Annotated in this window: 12 protein-coding genes; 8 read left to right on the top strand and 4 right to left on the bottom strand. The window is 59.2% G+C overall.

Going from position 1 to position 17,066, the window contains the following annotated elements:
• Positions 1 to 17 precede the first annotated feature (17 nt).
• Together hutU and hutC are read right to left on the bottom strand one after the other, a co-directional pair.
• Entirely contained in the window at positions 18 to 1,691 is a 1,674-nt protein-coding gene (hutU, locus tag LCM31_RS06850) for a urocanate hydratase (protein WP_224868562.1), read from the bottom strand.
• Positions 1,692 to 1,925: 234 nt separating this feature from the next.
• Entirely contained in the window at positions 1,926 to 2,663 is a 738-nt protein-coding gene (gene hutC / locus LCM31_RS06855; protein ID WP_224868563.1) for a histidine utilization repressor, read from the bottom strand.
• Between the two features lie 384 nt (positions 2,664 to 3,047).
• Between hutC and hutI the strand changes: the two genes are divergently transcribed.
• Both hutI and hutG read left to right on the top strand, forming a co-directional pair.
• Positions 3,048 to 4,277 carry an imidazolonepropionase gene (hutI, locus tag LCM31_RS06860; protein ID WP_224868564.1) on the top strand — a complete coding sequence of 410 codons (1,230 nt, stop codon included), beginning with the start codon at positions 3,048 to 3,050 and terminating at the stop codon, positions 4,275 to 4,277.
• On the top strand, positions 4,261 to 5,214 hold the full coding sequence (hutG, locus tag LCM31_RS06865) for a formimidoylglutamase (protein ID WP_222231514.1): 954 nt from the start codon (positions 4,261 to 4,263) through the stop codon (positions 5,212 to 5,214). Before hutI ends, hutG begins: the two co-directional genes overlap by 17 nt.
• 23 nt (positions 5,215 to 5,237) lie before the next feature.
• Here the strand turns inward: hutG and LCM31_RS06870 are convergent, their stop codons facing one another.
• Positions 5,238 to 5,834, bottom strand: coding sequence for an NUDIX hydrolase (locus tag LCM31_RS06870; RefSeq protein WP_224868565.1), 597 nt, complete (start codon positions 5,832 to 5,834; stop codon positions 5,238 to 5,240).
• Between the two features lie 278 nt (positions 5,835 to 6,112).
• Between LCM31_RS06870 and ampC the strand changes: the two genes are divergently transcribed.
• From ampC to LCM31_RS06890, 4 genes are all read left to right on the top strand, one after another.
• The gene (ampC, locus tag LCM31_RS06875; protein WP_224868566.1) at positions 6,113 to 7,327 is read left to right on the top strand and encodes a class C beta-lactamase; all 1,215 of its coding nucleotides are present in this window, start codon (positions 6,113 to 6,115) and stop codon (positions 7,325 to 7,327) included.
• Positions 7,328 to 7,373: 46 nt separating this feature from the next.
• The gene (locus LCM31_RS06880) at positions 7,374 to 8,147 is read left to right on the top strand and encodes a 4'-phosphopantetheinyl transferase family protein (RefSeq protein WP_224868567.1); all 774 of its coding nucleotides are present in this window, start codon (positions 7,374 to 7,376) and stop codon (positions 8,145 to 8,147) included.
• Positions 8,148 to 8,375: 228 nt separating this feature from the next.
• Positions 8,376 to 9,065: a TetR/AcrR family transcriptional regulator gene (locus tag LCM31_RS06885; RefSeq protein ID WP_224868568.1), complete on the top strand. Its 690-nt coding sequence runs from the start codon at positions 8,376 to 8,378 to the stop codon at positions 9,063 to 9,065.
• Between the two features lie 128 nt (positions 9,066 to 9,193).
• Positions 9,194 to 9,865 carry an RluA family pseudouridine synthase gene (locus tag LCM31_RS06890; RefSeq protein ID WP_224868569.1) on the top strand — a complete coding sequence of 224 codons (672 nt, stop codon included), beginning with the start codon at positions 9,194 to 9,196 and terminating at the stop codon, positions 9,863 to 9,865.
• An 89-nt stretch (positions 9,866 to 9,954) separates the two neighbouring features.
• Here LCM31_RS06890 and LCM31_RS06895 read toward each other — a convergent pair whose 3' ends face one another.
• The gene (locus LCM31_RS06895; RefSeq protein ID WP_224868570.1) at positions 9,955 to 12,303 is read right to left on the bottom strand and encodes a Tex family protein; all 2,349 of its coding nucleotides are present in this window, start codon (positions 12,301 to 12,303) and stop codon (positions 9,955 to 9,957) included.
• 352 nt (positions 12,304 to 12,655) lie between these two features.
• On the opposite strand from LCM31_RS06895, the gene LCM31_RS06900 reads away from it, so the two are divergent.
• Complete coding sequence (locus LCM31_RS06900) at positions 12,656 to 13,852, top strand: efflux RND transporter periplasmic adaptor subunit (protein WP_224868571.1); 1,197 nt, start codon at positions 12,656 to 12,658, stop codon at positions 13,850 to 13,852.
• Between the two features lie 2 nt (positions 13,853 to 13,854).
• On the top strand, positions 13,855 to 16,989 hold the full coding sequence (locus tag LCM31_RS06905) for an efflux RND transporter permease subunit (RefSeq protein WP_224868572.1): 3,135 nt from the start codon (positions 13,855 to 13,857) through the stop codon (positions 16,987 to 16,989).
• Positions 16,990 to 17,066: the final 77 nt, after the last annotated feature.

Genomic DNA, 17,066 nt, shown 5'->3' on the forward strand with positions numbered 1-17,066 from the left:
AATCTCTTCGCAAATTTTTAGTCTTTGAGCATTGGCAGGTCGAGGCCCTGCTCCCGTGCGCAGTTCTTGGCGATGTCATAGCCCGCATCGGCGTGGCGCATCACACCGGTGGCCGGGTCATTCCACAGCACGCGTTCGATGCGTTTACGCGCGGCTTCGGTACCGTCACACACAATCACCACACCGGAGTGCTGGGAGAAGCCCATGCCCACACCACCACCGTGGTGCAGGCTGACCCAGGTTGCGCCGCTGGCGGTATTCAGCAGTGCGTTCAGCAGGGGCCAGTCGGAGACGGCGTCGCTGCCGTCCATCATGGATTCGGTTTCGCGGTTGGGGCTGGCAACGGAGCCGCTGTCCAGGTGATCGCGACCGATGACCACCGGCGCTTCCAGTTCGCCGTTGGCCACCATTTCGTTGAAGGCGAGCGCCAGGCGCGCACGGTCTTTCAAGCCGACCCAGCAGATACGCGCTGGCAGTCCCTGGAACTGAATGCGCTCACGCGCCATATCCAGCCAGTTGTGCAGTTGCGGATTGTCCGGAATCAGTTCCTTTACCTTGGCGTCGGTTTTGTAAATGTCTTCCGGGTTGCCGGACAGTGCTGCCCAGCGGAAAGGACCGATGCCTTCACAGAACAGTGGGCGGATATAGGCGGGCACAAAGCCCGGGAAGTCGAAGGCGTTTTCCACACCCACTTCGAAGGCCATCTGGCGAATGTTGTTGCCGTAGTCGAGAGTGGCCGCACCGCGTTCCTGTAGAGCGAGCATGGCTTCCACCTGAATACCCATGGATTCCTTCGCAGCTTTTACCACGGCCGCTTCGTCTTTCTGACGCATCTCGGCGGCGTGCTCCATGCTCCAGCCCTTCGGCAGGTAGCCGTTCAGCGGGTCGTGGGCAGAGGTCTGGTCGGTAACACAATCGGGGAGGATGCCGCGCTCGACAATTTCCGGGAAGACGTCGGCGGCGTTGCCGAGCAGGCCCACGGAAATAGCTTCGCCTTTTTCCATGGCGTCGTTGATCATTGCCAGGGCTTCGTCGAGGCTGGTGGCTTTTTTATCCACATAGCCGGTGCGCAGGCGGAAGTCGATGCGGGTCTCGTCGCACTCGACGGCGATCATACAGAAGCCGGCCATGGTGGCGGCGAGTGGTTGAGCACCACCCATGCCGCCGAGGCCGCCGGTGAGAACCCATTTGCCTTTGGCCTGACCATCGAAATGTTTGCGCGCTACCGCAGCAAAGGTTTCGTAGGTGCCCTGGACGATGCCTTGGGAGCCAATGTAGATCCACGAGCCGGCGGTCATCTGGCCGTACATGGCGAGGCCTTTTTTATCCAGCTCGTTGAAGTGTTCCCAGTTTGCCCAGTGGGGTACCAGGTTGGAGTTGGCGATCAGTACGCGTGGGGCGTCGGTGTGGGTTTTGAATACGCCGACGGGTTTGCCGGATTGCACCAGCAGGGTTTCGTCGTCTTCCAGACGCTGCAGTACTTCGACGATTTTGTCGTAGCACTCCCAGTCGCGCGCGGCGCGGCCGATCCCGCCGTACACCACGAGGTCTTCCGGGCGTTCGGCTACGTCGGGGTGGAGGTTGTTCATTAGCATGCGTAGCGGGGCTTCGGTAAGCCAGCTTTTTGCATTTAGTTTGGTGCCGGTGGGTGCGGCAATTTTGCGGCTAGGGTCGTGACGTTTGTCGGTCATGGTTGCCTCGTCTGTTCCAAATTCTGTGGATAGTTTGAATTGGATTTTTTGGGCTTGTGGCCCGTTGGTCTTTCGTTTGTCTTGTGGCGGCGAGGCGCCGGGGGGAGGTTTTCAGGACCACTGTGAACCCATCCCTGGGCGTTTCGGCGCAAACTTCCTGTTTGCGACGATCCTGAAAACCTCCCCCCGGCACCTCGCCTTCAATTCGTACTTCTGTGGTTTTTTACCTGGCTATCAAAACCTCAGCTGCGCGCCCAGTCGGTATCGATTTCCCGGGTGTACCAGGCGCGCAAAACTCACAGTGCCCGCACGGCTCATGGTGCGCCGCCAGATCTGCAGGCAGGCGCTTCCTTTGTCGATTTCCAGCGCTTCCGCCACAGCGCCGTCCGCACCAATGGCTTCCACCGTGGTATCGGCTTCGGTCAAGGGGGCCACGCGGGTCAGGTATTCATTTGGTGTGGCCGCACTGAAGTCCTGTTGCAGGTATTCCGGCACCAGTGTGGGGTTGGTATAGCGTTCTTCGAACTGGATTGGCAGGCCGTTATCCAGATGCACGATGATCGAGTGGTACACCGCTGCGCCTTCGGCGAGACCCAGCGCAACGGCCACTTCGGTACTGGCGATGGCCTGTTCCAATTTAAGAATGCGATTACCGTAGCTGTGACCGCGTGCGGCAACTTCGTCGGCGATATTCCGGACTTCCAGCAGGGAACCGGCCGGTACCGGTTCTGCCACGAAGGTGCCGAGGCCCTGGGAGCGCATGAGTACGCCTTCGTCGGTGAGCTCTGACAGGGCGCGTCGGGCGGTCATGCGACTGACGTTGAAGTCTTGCGCGAGCTGGTTCTCCGAGGGCACACGAAAGTGGGCCGGCCACTCACCGGATTCGATCTGCGCGCGGATGTGTGCCTTGATGGCGGCATAGCGCGGTTGGCTGCTGGCTCCGGTGGTCGTGCTGGAAATCTGACTGCTCATACTTGTGTGGTCTTTGCCTGCTCGGGTAAAGTGGCTACCATCTTGTACACTCTTGTATATACAAGCTTGGTTGGGGCCAACTATGGAGCGGAGACTTTTCCCTGTCAAGACTGGTGGGGCAGGCAATCTGAGAGGCTAACGGAGCTTTGAGGGCCAAATTGAAGGGCGAGTGCCGGGTATGACTTTTTGAAAGCGTCAGCGGCATGGACGCCGCTGACGCAGCGTACAGGGACGTATTCACAGTGGTTTCAAAAAGTCATACCTGGTGCTTGCCCGCCACCGGAGCGAGAACAGAGTTCTAGCTACTTGGTATAGGGTGAGAATCCGCGCCAAATCCCCCCAACAGGGCTATGGTTACAAATAACGCCAATTCAGTGAGCGACTATGACCGAACGCTGTGATCTGCTGATTACTAATGTCCATGCGGCCACGATGGATCCGTCTCTGCCCGGCGCCTATGGCGCGGTGGAAGACGCTGCGGTGGCGGTGACGGGCAACAAAATTGTCTGGATCGGCCCGCGCCGGGAACTGCCGGAAACTGTGGCGGATCTGGTGATTGATGGCGAGGGGCAATGGCTGACCCCGGGGCTGATCGACTGCCACACCCATCTTGTATACGGTGGCCACCGTGCCAGCGAGTTTGCCAGGCGTTTGGGTGGCGAAAGCTACGAGGACGTCGCCCGCGCTGGCGGCGGCATCCTGTCCACCGTGCGCGCTACCCGCGCCGCCAGTGCCGAAGAGCTGTATCACGCCGCCGAGCCACGCCTGAAAGCCCTGATGAGCGAAGGGGTCACCACCGTCGAAATCAAATCCGGCTATGGCCTCGACCTCGACAATGAATTGAAGCAGCTGCGCGTTGCGCGTCGCCTCGCCCAGCACTACCCGGTGAATATCCTCACCACTTGCCTCGCCGCCCATGCCCTGCCACCGGAATACGATGGTCGCGCCGACGAATACATCGACCTGGTGTGCAACGAAATTTTGCCCGCGGTCGCGCGGGAACAATTGGCCGATGCGGTGGACATGTTTTGCGAAAACATCGCCTTCTCGGTGGAGCAGTGCCAGCGCGTAATCAGCGCGGCACGCAAACTCGATTTGCCGGTCAAGGTACACGCGGAACAGCTTGCCTCCACCGGCGCCACCAAAATGGCGGCCCGTGCCGGCGCGCTGTCGGTGGAGCATATTGAATACATCACCGATGAAGATGTCGCGGCGATGGCGGAGAGCGGTACCGCTGCGGTATTGCTGCCCGGGGCCTTTTACACACTGAAGGAAACCCGCGTGCCACCGGTGGACAAGCTGCGCGCCGCCGGTGTGCCCATGGCGATTTCCACGGATCTGAATCCGGGTAGCTGCCCGATCGCTTCGCTGCGTCTGATGATGAATATGGGCTGCAACCTGTTCGGGCTGACCCCGGCAGAAGCACTCGCCGGCGTGACGCGCTCCGCGGCGCGCGCACTGGGGATTTGTTGCTCGCGGGGTGTATTGCGCCCGGGGCTGCGCGCGGATATGGCGCTGTGGCCGATGGAAACGCCGGATCAGCTTGCCTATGAGGTGGGTGCGCTGAAACCCGCGGAAATGTTTTTAGGGGGACAACATGTTACAGCTGGCTGATATGCGCCTGTGGAGTGGCCGCGTTGATGGTGAAGACGGCAAGGCGGGCAAGCGCTGGCATCAGGACATAGTACCGCTGCATCTGGATAGCCCGCCGGGGTTCTCGATTCTGGGTTTTGCCAGTGATGAAGGTGTGCGTCGTAACAAGGGGCGTATCGGTGCCGCCAAGGGCCCGCGTATCCTGCGTCTGGCACTGGCCAATCTGCCCAAGACCTTTGGTGCACCGCTGTACGATGCGGGCAATGTGCGGGTGGAAAAGGACGACCTGGAATCCGGGCAGGCAATGCTCGGCGCGCGGATTACCGAACTGATGAGTGCCGGACACTTCCCCATGGTACTCGGCGGTGGCCACGAGATCGCCTACGGCAGCTATCAGGGCATCGCGCGCTGGATGCGCGAGCAGCACCGGGACAAAACCCTGGGCATTATCAATTTCGACGCCCACCTGGATATCCGACTGCCTGCGCCGCAGGGGTCATCCGGTACCCCGTTTTACCAGATCGCGGAACAGTGCGACCTGAACGGCCGCCCGTTCAATTATCTCTGTGTGGGTGCCGCGGCAACCGCGAATACCCCGGCGCTGTATCAGCGCGCGGAAGAGTTGGGTGCGCAGGTCATCTCCGATCGGGAGATCGTGCCCTGGCGTATCGAACTGGTGCAGCGCCAGATTGCCGACTTTATCGACCGCGTGGATTTCGTATACCTGACCATCGATCTGGACTTTCTGCCCGCGGCGGTCATGCCCGCAGTGAGTGCGCCCGCCGGCCGCGGTGTGGCCTTCGAGCTGTTCGAGCCACTGCTGGATACGGTGCTGGAATCGAAAAAGGTCTGTCTGGCGGATATTGCCGAATTTAACCCTTACTTCGATATCGAAGATCACGCAGCGCGCACCGCCGCACGGGTAGTGTTTCAGATTGCCAACGGCATAAAGGGCTGATGCGGATACCGCCCGCGGTAGCATCAGGGTGACGGTGACTGCCGTTCCGGTGGTGAGGGCGGCGCCGGCTCTTCCACCGGCAATTGCCGTGGTGGCCTCCGCGCATCCAGATAGCGCTTGATATAGGGCTTGTGGGTGTAAATCACATCTTCCGGCAGGCGGTGCAGGTCAAAGAAGCGGTAGCCATAGATTTCACCGTCGCGGATTGCCACCTGCTTGTCCTTCAAGCGCCCGCGAATGGCGATATTGATAATCCCCGAGCGCGGCACCTTGTCGACCTCGAGTACCTCGAAATCGTCGATCTTGATGTCCAGCTCTTCGCGCAGCTCACGGCGCGCCGATTCTTCAAACGATTCATTGCGCTCTACCCAGCCGCCGGGCAGGGACCACTTGTCCTGATAGGTGTGGCGCACCAGCAGCAGCTGATTGTTGCGCTCGACGAAATACACCATCCCCACCACAAACTTATCTGTCAGGGCGTAGGAGATATTCCAGCGGATCTTGGGGGGGAGTTTGCGGTACAGCTCATACTTCAGTCCCGGAAAAGCCACAAACGCCCCCGCCGCCAGTACGCCGAGCAGCAGCAGTAAGAGGAAGCTTTTTAAGACAAAAGATCGCATGGGTCCGGTACGGCTTATCTCGCGGTCATTAATGGCTCAAAACCAAGCGCCAGAGCCCGTTGCGTTGCGGTGGCCCTGAAGCTGAGTGCACAGTGGGTAAAGTGTATCCGACAGTGGCGGCATGTTTCGAGCGCTAGTTTGTATGCACATTTAAGGTGCAGGCGCTGAGGCGGGAAGTTATTCCGGCTAAACTGCACTTTATCCCGGGTACATGGTCAGACAAAAAAACCGTCCGTGAGTTTCCATCACTCACTCGTCTGCACAATAAGGAAGACAAGATGTCGCTCACACTGTTTACTTCGCGCTCGCTGAAGAGCCTACTTGCCGGTACCGGCGTTATTCTGGGCGGCTTGGCGCACGCTGAATCTGACGTGAAAATCAGTGCCGGCCAGCTGGAAGCTGCGGTGGTCGCAGCGATTCAACCCGTGGTGGAAAAATACCAGGTACCAGGCATGGCACTGGCCCTCACCATCGATGGCGAGCCGTACTTTTTCAATCTGGGTGAAACCGCGCTGGAAGACGGTGCGCCGGTAACCGAGCACACCCTGTTCGAGGTGGGCTCGGTCAGCAAGACGTTCACTGCCACCCTGGCGGCGTACGCGGAAGTCAAAGGCGCGCTGGATTTTGCCAAACCCGTGAGTACCTACCTGCCGCCGTTGCGCGGCAGCGCCATGGACCGGGTGTCGGTACTCAATCTCGCGACCCACACGGCGGGGCACTTTCCGCTGCAGGTTCCGTCCGAGGTGCAGGATGAAGACCAGTTGCTCAGCTATTTTCGCGTCTGGCAACCGCAGTACAGTCCCGGCAGCAAGCGTACTTATTCCAACCCAAGCAGCGGCCTGCTGGGCCTGGTTGCGGCACGCAGCCTGAACCAGCCGTTTGCCGAGGCAATGGATCAGCATATTTTTCGTGGCCTGGGTTTGTCCGAGACCTACGTGCAGGTCCCTGCAGAAAAGATGCTGGACTACGCCGAGGGGCACAACCGGCGGAATGAGCCGGTGCGGGTAAATATGGGGCTGCTCGGTGAAGAGGCCTATGGCGTGCGCGCCAGTGCCGCCGATTTGACCCGCTATATTGCCGCGCAGATGCAACTGGTGAAGGTCGACGAAGATCTGCAGCAGGCACTGGAAAAAACGCGCAGCGGGTATTTCAGTACCCAGTATTACGTGCAGGATATGGTTTGGGAGCAGTACGCTCTGCCGGTGGAGCGAAGCCGCCTGCTCGCGGGCAACAACTGGAAGAATATCAGCGGCGACCGTCCCGTGGATGCAATCCAGCCGCCTATGGCGCCGCAGCAAAATGTGCTGATTAACAAGACGGGTTCCACCGGGGGTTTTTCCACCTATGTGGCATTTATTCCCCAGCAGCGGTTTGGATTTGTGATGCTGGCGAATAAATACTTTCCCAACCAGGCGCGCGTCGAAATGTTATATGCCTTGTTGCAGTCGCTGCTTCCCGAGGTAGTGGCCGCACCCACTGATGCCACAGAATAATCGGTAGCACTTTTTCGTGCGGCCGAATCTGCCAAGGATCGAGCGGATGAGTCTTACAACAGAACAGCAAGCACCAGCGAAGTCGTCGACCAGCACGCTGCTGCGCAGCGGATTTATTCTCGCCCCAACCTATGAACACCACGACACCGCGGGTTTTTATCGGGCCCGCTGTCGTTTCGACATCGACCATTACCACCCCTCGCTCTTTGCCGCCGCCGGCATTCTGTTGCCCGCTCAGATTGCGCGGGCGGTGCCTGGGCGTCAGGCAGAATTCCTTGCGGGTCGTTATCTCGCCCACAGCATACTTGGTGAACTCCACTCGCCGGATCGGGAAGTCCCGCATATTGGTATTGGTCAACAGCGCAATCCGGTGTGGCCGAGCGGGGTGGTGGGTAGCATCACTCACTGCGGCAGCGAGGTGGCCTGTGTGCTTGCCAGCGCGGCGCGCCTGCACTATCTGGGCATCGATCACGAAAACTGGATGACCCCGGCTGTGTATAAGGAGGTTGTGCCTTCCGTTTTGAATGCAGACGAGTTGGCGCTAGTTGCCGACCTGCGCTTGTCCCCCGAGCAGGCAGCGACCCTGATCTTTTCGGCCAAGGAAAGTCTGTTTAAGGCACTGTATCCGACTGTGCAGTGTTACTTTGGCTTCGAATGCGCACGACTGACCTCAATCAATACGGAAAAGCGTATTCTGGTTCTGCAATTGCGCGAAGATTTTGCACGGCAGTACCAATTGCAGTGGAATTATTTGGTTTCCTTCCGTGTGTCGCCAGTCGGAGTTGAAACCCTGGTACAGGGGCGTGTCGCTAGCCCCTAATCACGCGTTTCTCGCAAAGCGCAGCAAAATGACCTGCTGGCGCAGAGAATACGTAGAAAAGGTTACAAGAGAGGTTCTTGCGCGAATTTTGTCTCCTTGGTCAGCATTTTGTCGAGCGTAACGCCAAGTATCACTTACCTTGTACGATTGACCAATAATTGACCGTTGTATAGGGTTGGTGTTTCGTACATTTGGCGCACTGAATTTTTTCTCTTTTGAGGTTACGACATGGTTTCCAGCAGCGGAGCGGGCGAAATTGCGTCTACAGCACCCAGTGCTAAGCCTTCCTCTGTGAACAAGAAGGCGGAGAAGCGCGAAGTCGCGATGGCGAAAATCCTGAATGCCACCCTGGACCTCATTGCGCGCAAAGGTCTTGCGGCCCTGTCTCACCGGTCGATTGCGAGTGAGGCGGGCGTGCAGCTGGCGATGACCACTTATTACTTCGGTACCATCGACAATATTTTGGTCGAGGCTTTCCGCGAATATAGAAAGTCCATGGAACCGGTGAACATGGGGCTCATTACGGCCTATTCGGAGTTATTGGCGCGGTGCGTAAACGAGCAGGGCGAGCTGACGGAGCGCGACGCTTACATTGAAGGGCTCGCCGGTATTTTTGCCGAGCTGATCGATACCGGGCCTACTATCCGTTTGCGTCAGTTACAGATCGAGTGCCAGTTCTTGTACGAGCAGCATCCGTCACCTGCACTGGAGAAAGAGACCCAGTCCTATAACAATGAGCTAGCAGGCCATGCCCGTGATTTTATTGCGCCGCTGGCAACCCGCTCTCCCGACCTGGATGCGCAGATGTTTCTGTGGATGATCCAGAGTCTGGAGTTCTCGCAAGTAACTAGCGCGGGTATCAAGGGGCAGTCCAGCCGCGAAGTACTGGTGCGGTTGTTGCGCGGCTTTTTAGTTTAACTAGTCTAACTAGTCTAACTCGCTGTTTCTGAATACCTAGTCCGGCCGCCAAATGCGCGGCCGGGAAAAATTGCGTAAGCTTGCGGCCCATTCCCGATAGATCGCCGACTGATAGCCGAGCCCGAGTTTTGCGCCCCTACAATCCCCCCTCTGATCCCCTTCTGGATGTCGTATACAGCGATGCCCACCTGCTGGTGCTGGACAAACCGAGCGGCCTGCTCACTGTGCCCGGCCGCGATCCCGCCCACAAAGACAGCCTGGCGCTGCGCGCTCAGCAAGAATATCCACAGGCGTTGATTGTGCATCGCCTGGACATGGACACCTCCGGTCTGGTGGTGATGGCACTGGGCGCAGAGGTGCACCGACAGTTGAGCGTCCTGTTTCAGAATCGAAAGGTGGAAAAAAGCTATCTGGCGCGGGTCTGGGGTGAGCCCGAGCAGCATGAGGGCGAGGTCGACCTGCCACTGATTTGCGACTGGCCCAATCGACCGCGGCAGAAAGTCTGTTTCGAATCCGGCAAGCCATCCCTGACCCGCTGGCAAAAACTCGACAGCGACGGGCACACCAGTTTGTTACAGCTAACCCCGGTAACCGGCCGCTCACATCAATTGCGGGTGCATATGCAGGCCCTGGGGCACCCGATACTCGGCGATCCGTTTTACGCTCATCCGGAGGCGCGCGCTGCCGCGTCGAGGCTTCTGTTACACGCGCAGGAGCTGGGCTTTGCGCACCCGGTGCTGGAGAAAGAGGTGCACTTTTTGTGTAACCCTGGAGAAGACTTCCTCGAACTCAGTTCCTAGGGCGCAGGCACCCAAACGAAAAAGGGCGATCCAGTGGGTCGCCCTTTTTGATTGCTCGGGATTATTATCCGGACTTATTACCTGGGTAATTACTTCTTACCCTTCATCGCCGCCGCCAGCAGGTCGCCCATACTGCCGCGGCCACCGTTGCCGCCGCCCTGTTGCTGGCGGCTGCGGTTGTTGTGCCGCTGAGCTTGTCTGCTCTCGCGGTGATCACCACGCTTCACGCCGCCGCTGCCCTGTTCGCCGGGCTCGTCAGACATGCGCATGGATAGGCCGATACGTTTGCGCGCTACGTCCACTTCCATCACCTTCACCTTGACGATGTCGTTCGCCTTGACCACTTCGTGTGGGTCTTTCACGAACTTCTCTGAAAGCGCAGAGATATGCACCAGACCGTCCTGGTGGACACCGATATCCACGAAGGCACCGAAGTTGGTGACGTTGGTGACCGTGCCTTCCAGTACCATGCCCGGGCGCAGGTCTTTGATTTCCTCGACACCGTCCTCGAACTTGGCGGTGCGGAATTCCGGGCGCGGGTCGCGGCCGGGTTTTTCCAGTTCACTGATGATGTCTTTCACTGTCGGTACACCGAACTTCTCATCGGTGTAGTCCGCCGGGTTCAGGCGGCGCAGGAAGGCGGAGTCGCCGACCAGGCCGTTGATCTCGCGGCCGTTCTTCTCGGCGATGCGCTTGACCACAATGTAGGACTCCGGGTGTACCCCGGAGCGGTCCAGCGGGTTTTCGCCGTTGTTGATGCGCAGGAAGCCCGCCGCCTGTTCGAACGCCTTGGGTCCCAGGCGCGGGACTTCTTTCAGCTGGTCGCGGTTTTTGAAGGCACCATTCATATCGCGATAGGTGACGATGTTGGCGGCGATGGACGCACTCAGGCCGGACACACGGGTCAGCAGCGGCGCGGAAGCGGAGTTCAGCTCGGCACCCACGCCATTCACACAGTCTTCCACCACCGCATCCAGGGAGCGCGCCAGCTGGGATTGGGACACGTCGTGCTGGTACTGGCCCACACCGATGGACTTGGGCTCAATCTTCACCAGCTCCGCCAGCGGGTCCTGCAGGCGGCGGGCAATGGAAATTGCCCCACGGATGGTTACGTCCAGATCCGGGAATTCCTTAGCGGCAAATTCGGAGGCGGAGTACACGGACGCACCGGCCTCGTTCACCATCACCTTCTGCGCGGTCAGTTTGAACTGCTTGATGGTCTCGCCGACAAACTTGTCGGTCTCGCGACTGGCGGTGCCGTTGCCGATGGCAATCAGGCCCACGTCGTATTTTTTGCACAGTGCGGCGATCACCGCGGCGGACTCGGCCAGCTTGTTCTGCGGCGGGTTGGGGTAAATCGCAGTGTGGTCGAGTACCTTGCCGGTGGCGTCGACTACGGCCACTTTCACCCCGGTGCGCAGGCCCGGGTCCAGACCGATAGTAGCCTTTTGACCGGCGGGTGCGGCCAGCAGCAGATCCTTGAGGTTGCGGGAGAAGACCTTGATGGCCTCTTCTTCGGCTTTTTCGCGCAACTGACCCAGTAGATCGGTTTCCAGGCTGGTGAGCAGCTTGATGCGCCAGGTCCAGCGCACCACCTCACCCAGCCATTTGTCGGCGGGGCGGCCCTGGTCTTCGATGTCCACATGGCGCGCAATCAGGGTTTCGCAGGGGTGGCCGGCGGTGGCGGGACGCTCTTCATCGCCCTCCAGTCCCAGATTGATGGCGAGGATGCCCTCGTTGCGGCCACGGAAAATCGCCAGCGCGCGGTGGCTCGGTACCTTGGACCACTCTTCGCCGTACTCGAAGTAGTCGCGGAACTTGGCGCCTTCCTCTTCCTTGCCGTCCAGCAGTTTGGATTTCACCTGACCGTCGCGGCTCAGGAAGTCACGCAGCTTGCCCAGCAGCTCGGCGTCTTCGGCGAAACGCTCCATCAGAATGAACTTGGCACCGTCCAGCGCGGCTTTGATGTCTTTTACATGCAGAGCGGCGTCTTCGTTATCGGTGTTGAGGTACTTTTGCGCTTCTTCTTCGGGGTTAAGACTCGGGTTGCCGTACAGGTCGTCGGCCAGTGGTTCGAGGCCCGCTTCGATGGCGATCTGGCCCTTGGTGCGGCGCTTGGGCTTGTAAGGTAGGTAGAGGTCTTCAAGGCGGTTCTTGGTATCGGCCGCGTTGATCTGCTGGGCCAGCTCGGGCGTAAGTTTGCCCTGCTCGTCGATGCTTTTCAGGATGGCCGCGCGGCGCTCTTCCATCTCGCGCAGATAGCGCAGGCGCTCTTCCAGGGTGCGCAACTGGGTGTCATCCAGCTCCCCGGTCACCTCTTTCCGGTAGCGGGCAATAAAGGGCACGGTCGCGCCTTCATCCAGCAGTCCCACGGCGGCAGCCACCTGTTGTGGGCGCACGTTCAGTTCTTCGGCGATACGGGCGTTGATATCCAACATCTTGTTATCTACTTCCTCAATGTCACATCAGGTGTTTTGCGGTGGGGAAATCGAGAGCTGACAGCTCGTGCCCGACCAAAAAAATCGGCGGCCATTATGGGCCATGCGGCGGCGGTCACCAAGGTGGAAAGTGGTTCGATTTCTCAGTGCGGAAGCCGCCTGCTGACGGTTTGCGATCAACTGGAATTTTGCTGCGGTGTTCTGAAGCTGGCGCTGGTTCCAATACGCTGCCAGCCCTGTAGAATGCGCAACTAGTTAAATTTTGATCAATGGGACAGCTGTGAATCCTTCGAACAAACGCTCTAGCAAGAATAAAATTTTGGGTCTTGTGGTTCTAGTCGGTGTGGTCTTGATGACTGCAGTGATTGTGTTTGCGCCAAAACCTGAGGAAAAAGTTGCCGAGGCCGCGGTACCGCCGGTAGCGGATATTCTGTATGCGGAGCCCGGCCGTCACACCCTGCTGGTGCCCAGCCAGGGCTCGGTGCACGCCCGCCACGAGATCGAAGTTGTGGCCCGCGTGGGCGGTGTTATCGAAAGTGTGAGCGACGGCTTTGTTGCCGGTGGCTTCTTCGAGAAAAGCGATTCCCTGCTGCAAATCGAGCCCGCGGATTACCGCCATCAGCTGACCCGTTCCCAGTCCCAGGTCGCTAATGCCGCTGCAGCGCTGGCCCAGGAGGAGGGACGTGCCAAGCAGGCCAAGCGTGAATGGCGCGACCTGGGCAGCGAAGCTGCCAACAACCTGTTCCTGCGCAAGCCGCAGCTGGCTGCCGCCAAAGCGGAGCTGGAAGCGGCCAAGGCCGATCGCGATCAGGCCAAACTGAACCTGGAGCGCACCGCGGTCAAAGCGCCGTTTGCCGGCCGTGTGGTGGAAACCTTGGTGGATATCGGCCAGTACGTGACTGCAGGTACCAAGCTCGCCCGTATTCACAGTGTGGGTATCGCCGAAGTGCGCCTGCCGTTGACCGACCATCAATTGTCGCTGCTGGAGTTGCCGCTGGGTCGCGCCATTGAGAATGGCCCGGCGGTGCGCCTGAGCGCCAACCTCGCCGGCCAGCCTCGCGAGTGGCGTGGCCAGATTGTGCGCACCGAGGCGGCGATCGATCCGAACAGCCGTTTCGTCTACGCCGTGGCTCAGGTGCCGAACCCGTATCAGGGGGATGCGCCGCTGATCAACGGTCTGTTCGTGGAGGCGCACATTGCCGGTAAAACCTACGACGACATCACATTGTTGCCGCGTCAGGCGCTGCACGAGGGTGACCACATCTTGGTGCTGAACGAAGAGAACCAGCTGGGCTTTAAAACTGTGCAGTTGCTGCAGGCTGCGGGCGACCAGGTCTGGCTGCGTGGCGACATTAATGCCGGCGACAAGGTGGTTATTTCCAGCCTCGGCTATTCCCGCGAGGGCATGGTGCTGAGCCCCAATCCACTGAATGAGAAACCGTCCGGCCTGTACTTGGGCGGGCAACCCGAAATGCCATCCGATGAACCACAGAGCGAGGGTACCGATACTGCCGGTGGCAGTGCCGCATCCGCACAGGGAGCCTATTAATTATGCAGGGCATTATTGGATGGTTCGTCCGCAACAGTAAGGCGGCCAACCTGCTGATGGTGATGATCATCATCGGCGGTATGTTTGGTATTTCTCACGTCGGGCGCGAAGTGTTCCCGGCGATTAACCCCGGGGTGGTGCGGATCAACATCAGCTTCCCTGGTGCCGGCCCCGCGGAGGTGGAACAGCAGGTAACCCAGCGGGTCGAGCAGGCGATTTCCGAAGTGAAGGGCATTAAGGAGGTGAACTCCTGGTCTTCGCGCAGTAACAGCACCGTACGTATTCAGGCGGTCGACGGTTACGACGAACTACGTTTGCTGAACGACATCAAGGTGCAGGTGGATTCCATCAACACCTTCCCGGCGGATATCGAACGCCCGGTGATCTCGCTGGAAGAGTGGGAACAGCAGATGATGATGATCGCCATCGGTGGTCCGGTTTCTGCGCGCCAGCTCAAGGAAACCGCGCTGGACCTGCGCGACAAACTGATGCTGATTCCCGGCGTGCGCCGTGTGGATGTGTGGGGTGATCGCGCCGACGAGGTTTCCATTGAAGTCTCCGAAGTGAATCTGCGTCGCTTCAATCTGTCCTTCGATGATGTCGCCAATGCGGTCCGTCGTTCGTCACTGGACCTGTCCGCCGGTCGCGTGCGTTCCGACCGCGGGGATATCCAGGTGCAGACCCGTGGGCAGGCGTACACTGCGGAAGACTTCGCGCGTATTCCGGTGATCAGCCGCGCGGACGGTACCCAGTTGTTGCTGCGTGATGTGGCGGCGATCAATGACGGCTTCGAGGAAGAGGGTTCCATTATCCGCTTCAATGGCAAGCCGGCGATGAACCTGCGGGTTATGCAGGGTGAGCCGCTGGACGTGGTGGCCACCGCCGAAGGCATCCGCGAATTTATGCAAGAAGCGCGTAAAACACTGCCGCCGGGCATGGAGTTCGAGACCTGGTTCGATTTCTCTGAATCCTACGAAAGCCGCATGAGCATGCTGTTCTGGAACGCGGTAACCGGTCTGGCGCTGGTGTTTGTGTTGCTGATGCTGTTCCTGCGCCCGGCACTGGCAGTGTGGGTAACCGTGGGCATCTTTACCGCGTTTATGGGCGCCTTCTGGTTGCTGCCGGTTACCGGTATCACCCTGAACATGCTGTCATTGTTCGCCTTCCTGATGATTCTCGGTATCGTGGTGGACGATGCGATTATTGTGGGCGAGGCGGTGCACGCCGCCCACGACCGTGGCGAGACCGGGTTGAAAGCCGCCGAGGCCGGGGTGAAAACCGTATCCGCACCGGTGATTTTCGCGGTGGTGTCCACCATGGTGTTCTTCGTGCCCATGCTGTTCCTGCCGGGCTACACCTCACAGATGATGATGGCGCTGCCGGTGGTGGTATTGCTGTGCCTGGTGTTCTCGCTGGTGGAATCGCTGCTGATCCTGCCTGCGCACCTGGTGGGCCTGAAACCCGAAAAGAAAGCCACTTCGAGTGTGGGGCGCAAGCTGCAGGACGTGCGCGGTAAGTTCGCCGGTGCCATGAAGACTGCGGGCGACAAGTACTATCTGCCGTTGCTGGAAAAATCGCTCAGTAACAGCCGCACCACGGTGATGGTTTTCTTCCTCGCCCTGATCCTGTCGTTCGTGTTGTTCGGCAAGGGCTACGTGGGCAAGGCGTTTTCGCCTTCGGTACCCTCGGACCTGCTGGAACTCAGAACCACCATGGCCCAGGGCGAGTCCTTTGAAGAGGCCAAGCGGGTGCTGGAGCAGTTCGAGCGCGCTGGTATGCAGCTGGCGAAAGACCCGGAAATGCTGGCGCTGAACGGCGGTAAGGAGTTTGTCGATAACACCATGGTATTTCTGTGGCGCGGCAACGTAACCGTGCTACTGCAGCTTACCGAAGGTGAAGAGCGCGACGTTACCTCCGAGCAACTGGCGCTTAAATGGCGCGACTATGTGGGCAAGTTGCCGGCAAGTGTTGAGGAGATGAATATTCAGCACACCATCAACGATGGTGGCAGGGGAATGTCTCTCAACCTCAGCACTGCCTCCGGTGACATGGCGGAAATGCGCCGTGCGGCCGATGCAGTGAAAGAAGCGCTGAATAACTTTGCTGGCGTTTACGATGTACGCGACAACCTGATCGCCGCGCGTCAGGACATTGAGATCCAGCTGAAGCCCCACGCCACCAATATGGGCATCGGCCTCGCCGACGTGGCCAAGCAGGTGCGTCAGGGTTTCTACGGTGAAGAGGTACAGCGTATCCCGCGCGGCCGTGAAGATGTGCGAGTGATGGTGCGTTATCCACAGGAAGAGCGTGCCAGTGAGGAGCAGATCGACCGTATCCGTGTCCGCACCAATGAAGGTGAAATCCCGTTCAGTGCGGTGGCCGATGCGGTCTATGTGCCAGGCTACACCACTATTCGCCGCAACGATCGCGAGCGCACGGTGCAGATCACCGCGGAGTTGATCCCGGGTACCTCGCCGGCACACGAGATTTTGAAACAGGTGCGTGAAAAGAACCTGAAGAAATGGGAGAACGAGTTTCCGGGCTTCAGTCTGAAGACCGCCGGTGAAATGCAGGAAGAGGAAGAGTTCGGCAGTGCCATTGGTGCCTTCTTTGTACTGTCCCTGTTCACCATCTACGCGTTGCTGGCGATTGCGTTCCGCTCTTACTCACAGCCGCTGTTGATCCTGACGGCGGTGCCGTTTGGTTTCTTTGGTGCAGTTCTGGGGCACCTGCTGATGGGCTACGACATCAGCATCATGTCCATGCTGGGCTTCCTGGCGGCTGCGGGCGTGGTGGTGAACGATAACCTGGTATTGATGGATCGGATTAATCAGTTGCGTGCGCAGGGCATGGCGGTGATGGATGCGGTGGTACAGGCGGGGCGTGATCGCTTCCGTCCGATCATCCTGACGTCCATCACCACGTTTATCGGTCTGGTGCCGATTATGTTCGAGCGTTCGATTCAGGCGCAGTTCCTGATTCCGATGGTGGTCAGTCTGGCGTTTGGCGTACTGTGTGCGACCTTTGTGACGCTGGTGTTGGTACCCAACCTGTATAAAGTCATTGAGACTATGCGGGTTAAGGTGAAGGGCGACAAGCCTGCTGAAGAACTGCCGCTGGATATTGAGAGGGCATAACTCGAGCACTTTGTGGGTGCAGTGGCGGCCGCTTGGTGGCCCTGCACTCCACAACCTGGGCGGCAACTGTTCCGTGC

Origin of the sequence: Microbulbifer agarilyticus, from assembly GCF_020171345.1 — a bacterium.
In the GTDB taxonomy this organism is placed as follows: domain Bacteria; phylum Pseudomonadota; class Gammaproteobacteria; order Pseudomonadales; family Cellvibrionaceae; genus Microbulbifer; species Microbulbifer agarilyticus_D.

Bases quoted from the DNA above. Each gene is read 5' to 3' on its own strand.
- hutU (WP_224868562.1), bottom strand. From the start codon at position 1,691: ATGACCGACAAACGTCACGACCCTAGCCGCAAAATTGCCGCACCCACC.
- hutC (WP_224868563.1), bottom strand. From the start codon at position 2,663: ATGAGCAGTCAGATTTCCAGCACGACCACCGGAGCCAGCAGCCAACCG.
- hutI (WP_224868564.1), top strand. From the start codon at position 3,048: ATGACCGAACGCTGTGATCTGCTGATTACTAATGTCCATGCGGCCACG.
- hutG (WP_222231514.1), top strand. From the start codon at position 4,261: ATGTTACAGCTGGCTGATATGCGCCTGTGGAGTGGCCGCGTTGATGGT.
- LCM31_RS06870 (WP_224868565.1), bottom strand. From the start codon at position 5,834: ATGCGATCTTTTGTCTTAAAAAGCTTCCTCTTACTGCTGCTGCTCGGC.
- ampC (WP_224868566.1), top strand. From the start codon at position 6,113: ATGTCGCTCACACTGTTTACTTCGCGCTCGCTGAAGAGCCTACTTGCC.
- LCM31_RS06880 (WP_224868567.1), top strand. From the start codon at position 7,374: ATGAGTCTTACAACAGAACAGCAAGCACCAGCGAAGTCGTCGACCAGC.
- LCM31_RS06885 (WP_224868568.1), top strand. From the start codon at position 8,376: ATGGTTTCCAGCAGCGGAGCGGGCGAAATTGCGTCTACAGCACCCAGT.
- LCM31_RS06895 (WP_224868570.1), bottom strand. From the start codon at position 12,303: ATGTTGGATATCAACGCCCGTATCGCCGAAGAACTGAACGTGCGCCCA.
- LCM31_RS06900 (WP_224868571.1), top strand. From the start codon at position 12,656: ATGACTGCAGTGATTGTGTTTGCGCCAAAACCTGAGGAAAAAGTTGCC.
- LCM31_RS06905 (WP_224868572.1), top strand. From the start codon at position 13,855: ATGCAGGGCATTATTGGATGGTTCGTCCGCAACAGTAAGGCGGCCAAC.